Origin of the sequence: Actinomadura rudentiformis, assembly GCF_008923185.1 — a bacterium.
Classification (GTDB): domain Bacteria; phylum Actinomycetota; class Actinomycetes; order Streptosporangiales; family Streptosporangiaceae; genus Spirillospora; species Spirillospora rudentiformis.
Genome location: NZ_WBMT01000018.1, coordinates 119,420 through 133,441, shown reverse-complemented (window position 1 = coordinate 133,441; position 14,022 = coordinate 119,420). Strand labels below are relative to the sequence as shown.

Here is a 14,022-nt window from a genome sequence, read left to right as displayed (position 1 = left end):
GGACTCGTGGCGTGAACAGCGCACTCCGGATCCTCACGGTCGCGGCCGTCGCCTCTGGTGCCCTGGTGGCCGTGCAAGCCCAGGCACAGGCGACTCCGTGGCCGGAGAAGCGGTTGGCCGACAACGCCACACACACGTACTGCATCACCGGCGGCGGCTGGACGACCAATCGCAGGACCTCAGCCGTCTGGGGCATGAACCGCCTGGCCAACACCACGGACATGTCCGCCCGCTCCGAGAGCTGCACGATCAAGACCGACGTCATCTGGCGCACCAAGAATCTGGAAGGGGGGCTGCGCGGGCGCACCAGGTGCACCAAGACCATCGGTCCCAGGTGCGACAGCGCCACCATCTGGATGGACTTCCCCGAACTCGCCAAGGGGACCGACGACTGGTACGACTACCGCAAGACGGCCCTGCACGAGATCGGGCACACCATCGGCTTCGGCCACCACGCCACGGGGTCGCACGAGTGCGCCATGTTCGAGGGCGAGGTCCCCAGCCGCTCGATCGTCTGGCGCAGCTTCACCGCCCACGACCGCAGCCACGTCAACGCGTCCTACTGAGCCGAGCGGGAGACCTCAAGATGAAGACGAACATCGTCGTCATGTCCGCCGCCGCGCTCGCCCTCGCGTTCACGGCCACCGCGTGCTCCGGCACCGACTCCGGTGGCCGGACCGCCGCCGTCAGCGGCGCCAGCGACTCGGGCTCGGTGACGACGGGCTCGGTGCGCGAACTGACCGAACTGGCCGGACAGAACGTCCAGGTCGACTACACACCGCTGACGTCCCCGGCGGACGCCAGGAAGAAGGCCGACCTCATCGTCGAGGGGACGCTGACGAAGGTGGAGGACGGAATCCGGCTGGCCGCCGCGAATCCGGCCCAGTCCCCCCAGGCAGGCTCCGAGGAAACCTACGTCACGTTCGTCGTCAACGTCCACAAGGTGCTGGACGGGGACGCACGCCGGGTGGTGGGCGGGAAGGTCTACGTTTCGGTCTACACCGACGGGACCACCTCGCCCGCCAAGCTCGCGGCGCTCAACCCCCAGGCCAAGGTCGTGGCTGTCCTCGACGACATCACCGACTGGAGCCCCTCCCCCGCAGAGACCGTGGTGCGACCGGCGAACATCCCGGCGGGCGCACCTCTGTACGCGCCGTACACCGATGGTCTCTGGCTCCAGGGCCGGAGCGACACCCAGATGTTCGGCGTCGGCGTCGAGGCCGACGAGCTGCCCACCGGCTGGAAGCGCGCCAAGACCGTCAACCAGTTCTCGGCCGCCTTCAAATAGCAGGCCCATGAACGGCGACGGCCGACCCTCGACACCGGGGTCGGCCATCGCCCTTTCACCGATGGGACGCGTTCCTACGGGGTGGTCGGCGCCGCGGCGAGGAAATCGAGAAGGTGCCGGACGGTCTCGTCGGGCGCCTCTTCGGGGAGGAAGTGCCCGGAGTCGATGGCGGCGCCACGGACGTCGTCGGCCCAGCCTCGCCAGACCTCCAGCGGCTCGTACCACTGGGCGACCGGCCCTGCCGCGCTCCACAGTGCGAGCGTCGGGCAGGTGATGCGCCGCCTGCCACGGTCGGCCCGGTCGTGCTCGTGGTCGAGCGTCGCGGCGGCGCGGTACTCCTCGCAGATGGCGTGCACGGTGTCAGGGTCGGCGAACTGCGCGGCGTAGGTGGCCCGCACCTCGGGAGGAAAGGCATCCGGCGCCTGTGACCAGGCGTTCAGCATGTGGTCCACCAGGATCGAGGGCGCCGCCGCGATCAGCTGTTCGGGCACGGGCTCGGGAGCCGCCAGGAAGGACCACACCCAATACCCGAGGGCGAAGTCCCTGTCCGCGCGGTCGAAGGCATCGCCTGTGGGAACGATGTCGAGCACGGCCAGCCGCGTGACGGCCTGCGGATGATCCAGCGCCATCCGGTACGCACAGCGCGCGCCCCGATCATGCCCGGCCACGGCGAACCGTTCGTACCCCAGCGCACGCATGACCTCCACCTGGTCGAGGGCGATCGCGCGCATGCTGTACGGCGCGTGGTCGGGCGTGCTCGGCGGTGTGCCGCTGGCACCGAAGCCACGCAGGTCGGTCGCGACCACCGTGAAGCGCTCGGCCAGCCGCGGCGCCACCCGATGCCACATCAGGTGCGTCTCGGGAATTCCGTGCAACAGCAGGACCGGCGGCCCCGCCCCGCCACGTACTCCGTGGATCGTCGTCCCGGACGTGGTGACGTCGAACTCTGCGAAGCCCTCGAAGCCAGCCGACACCCTGGGCAGCCTTCCACATGGCCGGGACGGTATGCGTGGCCAAGAGCATCTGGTCACGACGTCATGTACGGGCTGAAGCTTGGTCCGGCTGATGGCTTCGGGCGGGTCTCGGCCTTGACCCGGTACCGGAGGGATTGAAGGTCAGGTGCCCGTCTTGCGCGAGGACGGCCAGGTCGTTCATCACCGAGAAGATGCCGCGGCCGAGGACGAAGGCGATGTCGCGGACGGTGCGACGTCCGTTGACCTTGGCCAGGACGTCGGCGCGGGACTCGTTGACGGGCGGGTCCGCACGCTCGTGAGCCGGCTGCGGCCGGCTGTGAAATCCCAGCCCGAGCGGCCGCCACTCCGCGGCCGTGATGAGCCGGCGGGTGGTCTCCCGCAGGAGCCGGTCGACCTCGATGCCGGGCTCGGCGGGAAGGAGCGGCGCCAGGTCGTCATCCCCGGCGGGCAGAGCCGTACATGTCTGTACACCGCACAGCGCCATGGCGAAGACCGCGTCCATGACCGCCACCTGTGTCAGCACCTGGAGGCCTGCCGGGCCGACGAGTTGCCGATCGACCAGTTCGGCGGGCATCCGGCCCGTGGGGGCCGCCGCGGCGAACGCCTCGGTCCACTCGTCGTCTGAGATCCGGCCTGAACGCAACAAGAGCGACTCAGGCCCGGGCGAGGCGGGTGTGGCCGCGGCGATGACGAGCCCCTCCGCCATCGTCACCGTTCCGTCCTGTCCACCATCGATGCGCAGCGTTCCGGAGAAGCGGTCCTGCGCTCGGCGTTTGAGGGCCGAGCTGAGGATGCCGGCCGGCTCCGGCGAAGCGGAGGGGTCGGCTGGAAGAGATGCTGCGGTCACAGTGTCGATCCCCCACGAGTCGATGGTGTCGCATCACGCTTTGCGCATTTTGCCAGGCCCGGTCCAGGGAGAGGTCAAGGATGTGAACGCTCGCATCGATGGGCGAAATGGGCCACTTGCTCAAACTTGTCCAGGTATATTGCCGAAGATCAAGCGGAGCACACGGTCGCTCGGGGTGGGCGCCGACGCATCCGTCACCAGGCCCGGGGGCGATCAGATCCAGCTGGTCGGGCCCAGATGAAGGGGACATGAGTGAACATCGAATCCGCGCTCAAGGAAGCCATGGCCACGGAGGGTGCCATCGGCGCGGCCGTCGTCGACTACGAGAGCGGCATGTCGCTCGGATCGGCCGGAGGGGGCAAGGACCTCGACCTGGAGATCGCCTCGGCGGGCAACACCGAGGTCATCAGGGCCAAGGTCCGCACGCTGGAGGCGCTGAGGATCAACGACTCCATCGAGGACATCCTCATCACGCTTGACAAGCAGTACCACCTGATCCGAGTGCTTGAGCGCGGCGGCGCCCGGCTGTTCCTGTACCTGGCGCTGGACCGTTCTCGGGCCAACCTGGCCCTCGCGCGCCACAACCTGCGCGCCATCGACAACGCTCTGAGCCTCTAGAGCGACCAGCCTCGCGGACGCCGAGTCTGGATCTCCGCGCCATCTCGCTTCGATCGCCCTGCGCACGCCCACTATCGTGGTCCGCGCAGCGACAGGGGCTGGTCGTACGCGCCGTCACACTCCCGGGGGCCGAGACGATGCCTGATACGACGAGCACACAGACCGTGCTCTCAGAACTTCACACGCTGCGCGACAAGGTGACAGGCCTGACCGACAGTGCCGTCGCCTCCGTCGACGGAATTCTGATCGCGTCCGACACCGATGAGGTGCGCCCCGACGTCCTCGCCGCGCTCGCCGCCGCAGCGCTGGGCCTGGGGAAGAGCACGGGCAAGGAAGTCGGCATGGGGGAACTGCGCGAGGTGGTCACCCGGTGCCAGAGCGGCCATATCGTCGTCTACGCGATCGCCGACTCGGCACTGCTGGTCATCCTGGGCGATGAGGGCCTCGACGTCGCACGCCTGCATCTGGAGTCACGCCCCGCCGTGGTCCGATTGCGAGAGACCTTGAGCGCCTGAGTGGCCGTGCCGTTCGTCTCAAGGTTTGCGGGCGACTCAAGGTTTGCGGGCGACTCCGCCGTAGACGTCGACGTCGACGGGCTGAATCGGGCTGGGGTCGGGGCGCCAGCGCGGGATGGGCACGACGCCGGGTTCGACCACGTCCAGCCCGTCGAACAGTGCGGCGACCTGTTCGGGGCTGCGCAGCCGGTAGGGCACGGCGCCGGTGTCGTCGTACCCCTGCTGGGCCTTGAGCAGGTCGGGATCGGTGGCGGTGCCGTCGTAGACGGCCAGATAGCTGCCTGAGGCAAGGGGCTCCAGGAGGCGTTTGACGATCGAGACGACCTCGCCGTAGTCGCTGACATGGCCCAGGATCCCCATCAGCATGAGCGCGATCGGCTTGGAGAGGTCCAGGAGTGAGCTCGCCCGGGCGAGGATGTCTTCCGGGTCATGCAGGTCGGCGTCGATGTAGGCGGTGGCACCCTCGGGTTTGCTGGTCAGCAACGCGCGGGCATGGGCCAGTACCAGCGGATCGTTGTCCACATAGACGATGCGGGACTCGGGTGCGGCTCGCTGGGCGACCTGGTGGGTGTTGTTCTCCGTGGGCAGGCCGGTGCCGATGTCCAGGAACTGCCGGATGCCTTGTTCAGCGGCCAGATAGGTGACGGCGCGCCCGATGAACTCCCGGGAGGCGCGAGCCATGTCGAAGATGCCGGGAAAGGTCTCGGCGTATGTGTCGCCGGCGTCCTGGTCGACGGGGAAATTGTCCTTGCCGCCCAGCCAGTAGTTCCAGATCCGTGCCGAATGCGGAACGCTGGTATCGATCTCGTCACTGCGATGGTCTCCGTGATCGTCCGGAGCTCCAAGGCTGCTGCCGCCGGTCATCATTAGCCTCCGTGCGGACACCGGGGGGTGTGCTGTTTCCCCATCACATCAGACAATCCCCGCGGACGCACGAGCTCAATGATTTCCTGGCTGGAGCCGGTCAAGAACCTCCAGGAGCATGCCGACGGTTTCATCGGGTTCAAGCGCTTTGACCACCAGATGGCTGTGACAGATATGGAAATGAGAGATGTCACTGGGCTTCCAGTGATACGTGCCACGCATCTCGTGTTCCATGTACACCATGTCCGAGCAGGCGGGCTCGGCGAAGCGCATGATCGCCATCGGGATCGGGGGAATGATCTGTTCGGCGGCGTCATCGGCGACGAACTGCACCCTGATGTGGTGGAAGCTCGCCAGAGTGATCAGATGTTTCAGCTGTGGCCGCATGACGTGCGCCGGCGTGCTGGTCTCCTGGAGAACTCGCTGGTTGACGATGGCCCAGTAGCTGGGCGGATCGGAACGGCGCAGCAGTTGCTGACGTCGCATGCGCAGTCCGACCAGCCTCTCCAGGGTGATGCCGTCGATGCCAGGCATGTCCGCTCTTATTGCATGTCGAGCGTAATCAGAGGTCTGCAGCAGGGCCGGGAACCACCGCGGAGCATAGGCGCGGATGTCGCTGAGCTCCTGCTCCAGGGTCAGGTAAGGGCCCCACGATTCCGGCACGATGTCGTCATGGTCATTCCACCAGGCGCTGGAACGCCGCTGGCGCGTCTCGTCCAGCAGCCGCCCGGTGGCCTGCTGACGCTGATGTTGCTGGCGATGGGCGACAGGAGTCATCTCCGCCATCCCGTGTGAGAGTGCCGCATCGGCAGGGACAGAGACATCCAGTCGGGTGGCGCTTCCCTTACCGGCGGGCGCCTCACCGTCCGCAACGGCGCCACGCGATGCCGTACGGATGGTCCGGCTCGGTCCGTGAGCCGTGGCGCCGGGCTGGTCTGCGGCTTCGTCGAAGAGCCGGCGGAGCTCCTCCAGAGAATGCATGGCGCCGACGTCCAGTTGATCGTCTCGCGCGATCCAGTACAGCACCGCCCAAAGTGACGCCACCAGGTCCCATTTCAACGAACGGCGTCCACGCTCCCGCCTGAGGAGATCATTCGCACTGGAGCTGGGCACCACCTGAACTGCGACGCCGCAGACCACCGCATGGGATTCGGTCAGGCGAATGGATGTCCGTTCAATGGTGGCATAAGAGGGGTTATCCGCAATGCGGCGATTGCGGACAAGGAGCCTGATGAGCGGGGCGTAACGTCGCGCGCGATCCTCACCTGTCATGTTCATGGCCCTATCGATTACATGGCCCCTTTCGATCACCTGCACTGGTGGCGCGGGCGAGGACCACGGTCGTATCAGATTCTAGGTGAGCACCGGTCAGATGCCACCAAATCCCTATCCCACCGGCCCCGGCCGGTGGATCCTTTCCCGGATACTCGCCAGTATCCGGGAAAGGGCGGAACGGTCCAATGGCCGGAACGATCCAGGTCCGTCAATTCAGTGATCGGATGGCGCATCGGCCGGCTCCTTCAGTGCTGCAAGGCCGTCGCCACGTCGCGGCCGATGCGTTCAACCGCTGCCAGGTCGAGGCCGTAGTGCACGTAGCGGCCGTTGCGCTCCACGCGGACCAGGCCCAGTTCGCGCAGTACGCGGAGATGGCGGGACACCTGGGGGCGGGTCATCGACAGGCGCTCGGCCAGGTCGGCGGTGGTCATCGCCTGCCGGGCGATGAGGCGGCACAGGCGTGCCCGGCTCGGATCGGTCAGTGCCAGGAGGCGGCTGCGTGCCAGGGTGACGCTCACGCCCGGACCTTCCACAGGAAAGTGAACGACGGGCGGCAGGCCCGGTTCGTTCTTGGCCAGCAGGTGCGGGGCGCCATACCGGGTCGGGATGAGAAAGACCGGTGTACGCGCCGGATTGATGATCGCGTGGTGCACCTTGTCGAAGATGACCCGCGTGGGATCAGTCGACGTCACACCGGACGGGCTGAGGGAGGCCAGGGCGGCGGCGGGGCCTTCGTCTGCCAGCCTTCGCCGTAGGAGGTGGGCGGCACGAGTGAGGATCGGTTCGGTCTCGGACCATAGGTCGTTGAAGAAAACCTCCCTGCACAGATCGACGAAGGCGCTGACGTCTGCACGCAGACTCTCCGCGTCGTCCAGCAGGTCCTCTGCCAAGCGCAGGTGTGGCTCAGGAAGTCTGGAAGCGGCTTGGCGGAGCGCGGCGGCTTGTCCGGGGGCATGCAGGAGACGGCTGAAGTCGAAGCCGTGGTAGCCGCTGACGCAGGTGTACGCGGTCAGTTCGGCGAACTGATCGAGAGAGATGTCCCCGTTCAGGCCCGGGTAGAAGGCGCGCCAGCGCAGCGCGGTCCACAATGGCGCGAACCGCCGGAGCCCGGAACGGAACGCGGGCGGAGCCGTACGGATGACCTCGACGGCCCACGGCGCCTGCTCGGGGTGGTGGGCGTGCTCGGTCAGCACATGGAGGCCGGCAGCCAGCTCCGCAAGGGGCGACACCGCGACCGTGAACCGGTCCGCGTCCACCCCTTCCAGGATGATCACGACGGACATGGCTGCGACTCACCGGCTCGTTCACCGGTTCGTTCACCGGCTCGTCCACCGGCTTGTCGACGTGCCGCGAACTCCGCCTGCGCCTCGGCCAGGAGGGCCGGTCGCGTGAGCAGGTCGGTGACCACGCGGCCGAGGGCGGTGGCGGCGACCTGCGTGCGTTCGTGGGCGAACGGCGTCGCGGCCGCGTCGCGCATCGCGGCGGAGTGGGCGGGCGTGCCGGTGCGGGCGATCTGGATGTACGGGTGGATGACCGGCAGCAGGACCGACAGGTTGCCGATGTCGGAGGAGCCTGCCGGGCCGTCGGGGTCACCGGGCTCGATGTCCACGTTCAGCGCTCGCACCGCCTCGGCGAACCGCTCGGCGAGCACCATGTTGTCGCGGCGTTCGGCGTACAGGGGGCCGGTCTCGCCGACCGCCGCCGTCGTGCCGGTGGCCAGCGCCGCGCCCTTGGCGGCGTCGTGGACCCGTCCGACCAGATCCTCGACCGACGCCGCCGTCCGGTCCCGGACGTAGAGGTCCACGGCGGCGTGGGCGGGCACGACGTTCGGCGCCTGACCGCCGTCGGAGATGATGCCGTGCAGCCGGACGGTTGGCCGAACGAACTGGCGCATCGCGTCCAACGCCTGGAGGAACAGCTGGGCCCCCGCCAGCGCGCTGCGTCCCAGCCACGGTGACACCGAGGCGTGCGCGCTCACCCCGTTGAAGGCGACGCGGAGGTGCGCCGCCGCCAATCCGGGACGGAACGTCAGCGAACGGTCCCCCGGATGGAACATCACCGCCGCGTCGACGCCGTCGAAGACACCGGCGCCGGCGAGCCGCACCTTGCCGGCGCCGCCCATCTCCTCACCCGGCGTGCCGATGACCGCGACCGTGCCCGGGTGCTCCGGCAGCGTCCGCACGACCGCGATCGCCGCTGCCACTCCCCCGGCGGCGATGAGATTGTGGCCGCAGCCGTGGCCCACGTCAGGCAGCGCGTCGTACTCCGCCAGGACGGCCACGCATGGGCCGGGCGATGTTCCCTGGTGGACGGCCACGAAGGCGGTCTCCACACCTCCAGCGGCCAGCCGCACCGCGAATCCCGACTCCGCGAGCCAGCCGGCGAGCTGCTTCTGGGCATGGAACTCGGCGAACTTCAACTCCGGCCTCGCGTGGATGGCCAGGCTCACCGCGTCCATGCGGGGCCGCAGGGAGGTGAGTTCGGCCGAAAGGGTCTCGAGCGTGGATGCTGCGGCGGGCATGAGGGCTCCCCTCGGTGGCGAATGCCTTAGCGCGTACGCCGAGATTACGAAGGCACCGGGCCGCACGCGCTCAGGTTGCCGTGGCCCAGGTAACCGTCCGCCCCTGCAAACCACCACCCGTACAAACCACCACCCGTACAAACCAAGGTGCCCCGGCCCGAGGGGGTGCGGGCCGGGGCTGGGATGTGGTCCTTGAATCAGCTGTTCGGGCCGGTCCAGCCGGTCGGGAGCTGGGCGACCCGCACGCGCTGCGGGTGGTCGCCGACCGGGATCGACGTGATCTTGTGGCCGGTGGCGAAGTCGATCGCGGTGACCTGGTCGGCGCCGCTCTCGGAGATGACGCAGGCCCTGCCGTCGCCGCTGACGGTGGCCCAGTACGGCTTGGACGCCCGCACCAGCGGGCCCTCCCGCAGGGTGGAGCGGTCGACCACGGTGGCGTAGTCGTCCATGGTCCCGGCGATGCACAGCTTGGTGCCCTGGGGGTTCATGGACATGCCGTGGTGGCGGGAGTCGTTGACGAAGGTGGTGCGGTCGTCGCTGGTGCCGGGGTTCTTCGGGAGCACCTTCTCCCGGGTGATCTTGTCGGTGGCGACGTCGTACTCGAAGAAGCCGTTGAAGAACGACACCTGGAAGTACAGCTTGGACTCGTCGGGGGTGAACGCGACCGGGCGCACCGCGTCGGAGAAGTCCTTGCGGCCGAAGGCGTCCAGCCGCTGCCGCATGTCGATGACCTTGACCTGCTGGAACGTGGCGGCGTCGGCAATGGTGATCTTGCGGTCGCCCTTCAGGAAGTCCTGCCAGGGCGCGTCGAAGTCGTTGTTGACCTCGCCGATCGACATGTTCCAGATCTTGCCGTCGCGGGTGAACACGTTCTCGTGCGGCTTGTCACCGGTCTTGAACGAGCCGACCTGCTGGCCGGTCTGGATGTTCAGCACGTGGACGGTGTTGCCGGTGGACGCCGACACCGCCACCCGCGAGCCGTCGGGCGAGACCGCCATGTGGTCCGAGCGGAAGCCCGAGACGGGGAACCGCCACTTGAGCCGGCCGGTGGCGGTGTCGATCGAGGCCACGTCGGCGAAGCTCGGCCGCGAGACCACGATCGCCGAGCCGTCCGGCGTGGAGTACATGTCGTCGACGAACTGGTCGTGTCCCTCGCCGACCGTCTCCCGGATGCCGAGGAAGAAGGCCAGCCGGACGGGGTTGAGGTAGATCTCGCGGAGCCGGTCGTCCTTGTCGGGGATGAGGTTGATGCGGCCGATCTTGGCGAAGTCGCCTCGGGACTTGATGACGTCGGCGGTGCCTTCCCAGTTGTTGCCGACCAGCATCACTTCCTGCAGGGGTGCCGCGTTCGCGGGTGCCGCGTTCGCAGGGCCCGCGCAGACCACCGCGCCGGCCGCCATGACCGCTGCCGCGGCGGCTGCCAGCAGGAGCTTGCACCGGCGTGCCGTGACCGAGGAGAGCATCTGGGTTCCTCCAGGGGTGGGGGGAGGGGAGGAAGGCGTGGGCCGTGCGCGTCCCCGCCTAGTCTGAATATCTCCATATTCAGACTTGGTTACTGGATAGTAGGCAGACGTGACGCCCACCACAAGGCCCGATCGGGGAAAATCGGGGCGACGCGGAGCGGAGGACGCGGGTGACAGGAAGGATCACGCCGGCGGCCGGCCGGTACGGGGGCAGGTCGGCGGGTGAACGGCAGGCCGAACGCCGCAGGCGCTTCCAGGAGGCCGGCCTGGACCTCTTCGGCGCCGGACCCGGCTACCGCGCCACCAGGATCACCGATGTCTGCAAGGCCGCCGGGCTGTCCACCCGCCAGTTCTACGAGGAGTACCGCACCCTTGAAGACCTGCTGGCCGAGCTGCACCTCTACGTCAACGACATCGCCGAGCAGTCGGTCTTGGCCGTGCTTCCCGGGCTGGAAGAGCTGGCCCCTGCCGACCGCTACACCCGGCTGTTCCGCGCGTACGCCGCCGGGGCCACCGCCGACCCCCGGCACACCCGCATCGCCTTCGTCGAGATCATCGGCGTCAGCCCCCGCCTGGACCGCCAGCGCCTCGACCGGAGGGCCCGCTGGATCGACTTCCTCAGCGAGCAGGCCCGGCAGGCCGCCGAGCGCGGCGAGATCCCGTCCCGCGACTACCGCGTGACGGCGGCCGCGTTCATCGGGGCCATCAACGGTCTCATGCACGACTGGGCCGTCGGGTGGGTCGACGCCACCCTCGACCAGATCATCGACGAGCTCCTGCAGATCCTGCTCGACCGCCTGCACGTCTCCCCTCCCCCGACGGCCTGATTAGCTGGATCATCGTGCTGGGACAGGACGGCACCGATGGGAACGACACCGAGCGGCCGCACGCCGGCCGAGCCGAGGAGGACTGCATGGACGCCGATGTGATCATCGTTGGGGCGGGCCTGGCCGGTCTGGTGGCCGCGCACGAGCTCACCTCGCGCGGCCGCACGGTCGCGCTCGTCGACCAGGAGAACGCCGCGAACCTCGGCGGGCAGGCGTTCTGGTCGTTCGGCGGCCTCTTCCTGGTCGGCACGCCCGAGCAGCGCCGCCTGCGGGTGAAGGACTCCTTCGACCTGGCCTGGAACGACTGGCAGGCCAGCGCGGGGTTCGACCGCGTTGACGACGAGGACGCCTGGGCCGTGCGCTGGGCCCGCGCCTACGTCGAGTTCGCCGCCGGTGAGAAGCGTTCATGGCTGGCCGGCCACGGCATCTCGCTCACGCCCATCGTTGGCTGGGCCGAACGGGGCGCCTTGCGCGCCGACGGTCACGGCAACTCGGTGCCTCGCTTCCACGTGGCCTGGGGCACGGGCACCGGCGTGGTCGCCCCGTTCGTCGGCAGTGCCCACAAGGCCGCCGAGGCCGGGCGCCTGACGTTCCACCACCGCCACCGGGTCGACGAGCTCATCGTCGACGACGGCACCGTCACCGGCGTGCGCGGCACCGTCCTCGCGCCCGACGACGCCCCTCGCGGCGCGCCCTCCAACCGTGACTCCGTCGGCGAATTCACGCTGTCCGCCCAGGCGGTGATCATCACCTCCGGGGGCATCGGCGGAGATCACGACATCGTCCGCCGCCACTGGCCGCAGCGCCTGGGGACCGCCCCGGCCAGCATGGTCACCGGCGTGCCCGCGTACGTCGACGGCCGCATGCTCGACATCAGCGCGGAAGCGGGCGTACGCCTGGTCAACCGCGACCGGATGTGGCACTACACCGAGGGCGTGCAGAACTGGGATCCCGTCTGGCCCGGCCACGGCATCCGCATCCTGCCGGGCCCGTCCTCGATGTGGTTCGACGCCCTCGGACGGCGGCTCCCCGATCCGTGCCTGCCCGGCTACGACACGCTCGCCACGCTGAAGTACCTGCGGACGACCCCCGACATCGCCGAGTACGACCATTCGTGGTTCGTGCTCACCCAGCGGATCATCGAGAAGGAGTTCGCCCTCTCCGGCTCGGAGCAGAATCCCGACCTCACCAGCGGCGACCGCAAGGCCGTCCTCCGCGAGCGCCTCGCCAAGGGAGCGCCCGCCCCGGTCGAGGCGTTCAAGCGCCACGGCGCCGACTTCGTCGTCGCCACCGATCTCGACCGGCTCGTCGACAAGATGAACGCCCTCACCGACAAGCCGCTGCTGGACGCCGCGTCCCTGCGCCGCCAGATCCAGGCCCGCGACCTGCAAGTCGGCAACCCGTTCGGCAAGGACTCCCAGCTCCATGGCATCCGCAACGCGCGCCGCTACCTGGGCGACCGCCTCACCCGCGCCGTCGCGCCGCACCGCATCCTCGACCCCGCCGCCGGGCCGCTGATCGGCGTCAAGCTCCACGTCCTGACCCGCAAGACCCTCGGCGGCATCCAGACCGACCTGGACTCCCGCGCGCTCGGCGCCGACGGGCAGCCCGTCGAGGGCCTCTACGCCGCAGGCGAGGTCGCCGGCTTCGGCGGTGGCGGGGTCCACGGCTACAACGCCCTTGAAGGCACCTTCCTCGGCGGTTGCCTCTTCTCCGGCCGCGCCGCCGGACGGGCCGCCGCCAAGCAGGTCACCTAGAGGACCAGCAGATCACCTAGAGGGAGCCGAGCAGGGCGCGCACGGCCCGCCTCCAAGGATCACCTTCTCCGTGTGTAGACAGCGCCTCCCTATCTATTAGGCTGGCGCGACCCCAGCTCCCGCACCACGCATCCGCTTTCAAGGATCTCTGGAGGCCCCACCATGGCCGCTTCGTCCGACGAGTCACCGGGCATCGACGACAAGACCACCGGGGTCCGCGAGGTCAAGTCGGCGGCGCGGACGCTGGAGTTGCTGGAGCTGCTGGCCTCCCGGCAGAACCGCCCAGCCCGGCTCCGCGAGCTGACCGAGGCGCTGGACGTGCCGCGCAGCAGCCTCTACGCCCTGTTGCGCACACTGACCAAGCACGGCTGGGTGCGCACCGACGCCTCCGGGACGATGTACGGGATCGGCATTCGCGCCCTGCTGGCCGGCACCAGCTACCTGGACACCGATCCGCATCTGCGGATCGTGAAGCCGGTCCTGGACGAGCTGGGCGAGAAGCTCGACGAGACCTTCCACTTCGGGCGGCTGGACGGCTTCGACGTGGTCTACCTGGCCACCCGGGAGTCGGGCCAGTACCTGCGCCCCTACAGCAGGGTCGGGCGCAGGATGCCCGCGTACTGCACAGCGCTGGGCAAGGCTCTGCTCGCCGAACGCGAGGGCGACGCGCTCGACCTGCACGTTCCCGAGGAGCTGACCGCCTCGACCCCGCACACCCTCACCGACCGGGACGCGCTGGAGGCGGACCTGGAGCGGGCCCGGCAGCGCGGCCACGCGATCGACGTCGAGGAGAACAGCCTCGGCCTGCACTGCTTCGGCTTCGCGCTGCGGTACGCGCCGGAGGGCCGGCCGCCCCGGGACGCGATCAGCTGCTCGGTGCCGGTGGCGCGCCTCACCCCGGACCGGGGGAGCGAGATCGTGGCGGCGATGCAGGAAGCCCGCGAGCGGATCGAGCACGCCGCGCCGCCCTTCACCGAGGACTCCTGGGAGGTGTGATCCCGGAGGGCCTCATCTACATATGAAAACACGGTCTGCTAACGTAGCTGATCACTGGAGCCGATCGTGTTGTGAGG

General features: G+C 68.9%; 14 protein-coding genes. 7 read left to right on the top strand and 7 right to left on the bottom strand.

Annotated features, from left to right (window positions below):
- Positions 1 to 11: 11 nt before the first annotated feature.
- Together F8566_RS33720 and F8566_RS33715 are read left to right on the top strand one after the other, a co-directional pair.
- Entirely contained in the window at positions 12 to 566 is a 555-nt protein-coding gene (locus F8566_RS33720) for a hypothetical protein (RefSeq protein ID WP_151565911.1), read from the top strand.
- A 20-nt stretch (positions 567 to 586) separates the two neighbouring features.
- Complete coding sequence (locus tag F8566_RS33715) at positions 587 to 1,288, top strand: hypothetical protein (protein ID WP_151565910.1); 702 nt, start codon at positions 587 to 589, stop codon at positions 1,286 to 1,288.
- 74 nt (positions 1,289 to 1,362) lie between these two features.
- Here F8566_RS33715 and F8566_RS33710 read toward each other — a convergent pair whose 3' ends face one another.
- Together F8566_RS33710 and F8566_RS33705 are read right to left on the bottom strand one after the other, a co-directional pair.
- On the bottom strand, positions 1,363 to 2,262 hold the full coding sequence (locus tag F8566_RS33710; protein WP_151565909.1) for an alpha/beta fold hydrolase: 900 nt from the start codon (positions 2,260 to 2,262) through the stop codon (positions 1,363 to 1,365).
- Positions 2,263 to 2,323: 61 nt separating this feature from the next.
- Positions 2,324 to 3,109 carry a hypothetical protein gene (locus tag F8566_RS33705; protein ID WP_151565908.1) on the bottom strand — a complete coding sequence of 262 codons (786 nt, stop codon included), beginning with the start codon at positions 3,107 to 3,109 and terminating at the stop codon, positions 2,324 to 2,326.
- Positions 3,110 to 3,391: 282 nt separating this feature from the next.
- Here F8566_RS33705 and F8566_RS33700 point away from each other — a divergent pair, with 282 nt between their 5' ends.
- The gene (locus tag F8566_RS33700; protein ID WP_225993760.1) at positions 3,392 to 3,727 is read left to right on the top strand and encodes a hypothetical protein; all 336 of its coding nucleotides are present in this window, start codon (positions 3,392 to 3,394) and stop codon (positions 3,725 to 3,727) included.
- A 164-nt stretch (positions 3,728 to 3,891) separates the two neighbouring features.
- Positions 3,892 to 4,242 (top strand): roadblock/LC7 domain-containing protein, encoded by a 351-nt coding sequence (locus tag F8566_RS33695; protein ID WP_225993739.1) that lies wholly within the window; start codon positions 3,892 to 3,894, stop codon positions 4,240 to 4,242.
- A gap of 36 nt (positions 4,243 to 4,278) precedes the next feature.
- Here the strand turns inward: F8566_RS33695 and F8566_RS33690 are convergent, their stop codons facing one another.
- From F8566_RS33690 to F8566_RS33670, 5 genes are all read right to left on the bottom strand, one after another.
- A complete protein-coding gene (locus F8566_RS33690; protein WP_151566030.1) occupies positions 4,279 to 5,106 on the bottom strand; it encodes an SAM-dependent methyltransferase in 828 nt (275 codons plus the stop codon).
- Positions 5,107 to 5,181: 75 nt separating this feature from the next.
- Entirely contained in the window at positions 5,182 to 6,378 is a 1,197-nt protein-coding gene (locus tag F8566_RS33685; protein ID WP_151565905.1) for a DUF5753 domain-containing protein, read from the bottom strand.
- A 248-nt stretch (positions 6,379 to 6,626) separates the two neighbouring features.
- Positions 6,627 to 7,664 carry an ArsR/SmtB family transcription factor gene (locus F8566_RS33680; RefSeq protein WP_151565904.1) on the bottom strand — a complete coding sequence of 346 codons (1,038 nt, stop codon included), beginning with the start codon at positions 7,662 to 7,664 and terminating at the stop codon, positions 6,627 to 6,629.
- A complete protein-coding gene (locus F8566_RS33675) occupies positions 7,652 to 8,902 on the bottom strand; it encodes an amidohydrolase (protein ID WP_151565903.1) in 1,251 nt (416 codons plus the stop codon). Before F8566_RS33675 ends, F8566_RS33680 begins: the two co-directional genes overlap by 13 nt.
- 197 nt (positions 8,903 to 9,099) lie before the next feature.
- Positions 9,100 to 10,365 carry a YncE family protein gene (locus tag F8566_RS33670; RefSeq protein ID WP_151565902.1) on the bottom strand — a complete coding sequence of 422 codons (1,266 nt, stop codon included), beginning with the start codon at positions 10,363 to 10,365 and terminating at the stop codon, positions 9,100 to 9,102.
- 170 nt (positions 10,366 to 10,535) lie between these two features.
- Here F8566_RS33670 and F8566_RS33665 point away from each other — a divergent pair, with 170 nt between their 5' ends.
- The 3 genes from F8566_RS33665 to F8566_RS33655 all read left to right on the top strand — a co-directional run bounded on the left by F8566_RS33665 (position 10,536) and on the right by F8566_RS33655 (position 13,945).
- Entirely contained in the window at positions 10,536 to 11,192 is a 657-nt protein-coding gene (locus tag F8566_RS33665; protein ID WP_151565901.1) for a TetR/AcrR family transcriptional regulator, read from the top strand.
- Positions 11,193 to 11,278: 86 nt separating this feature from the next.
- Positions 11,279 to 12,949, top strand: coding sequence for an FAD-binding dehydrogenase (locus F8566_RS33660; RefSeq protein WP_151566029.1), 1,671 nt, complete (start codon positions 11,279 to 11,281; stop codon positions 12,947 to 12,949).
- Between the two features lie 162 nt (positions 12,950 to 13,111).
- A complete protein-coding gene (locus F8566_RS33655) occupies positions 13,112 to 13,945 on the top strand; it encodes an IclR family transcriptional regulator (RefSeq protein ID WP_151565900.1) in 834 nt (277 codons plus the stop codon).
- The last annotated feature ends 77 nt before the right edge of the window (positions 13,946 to 14,022 follow it).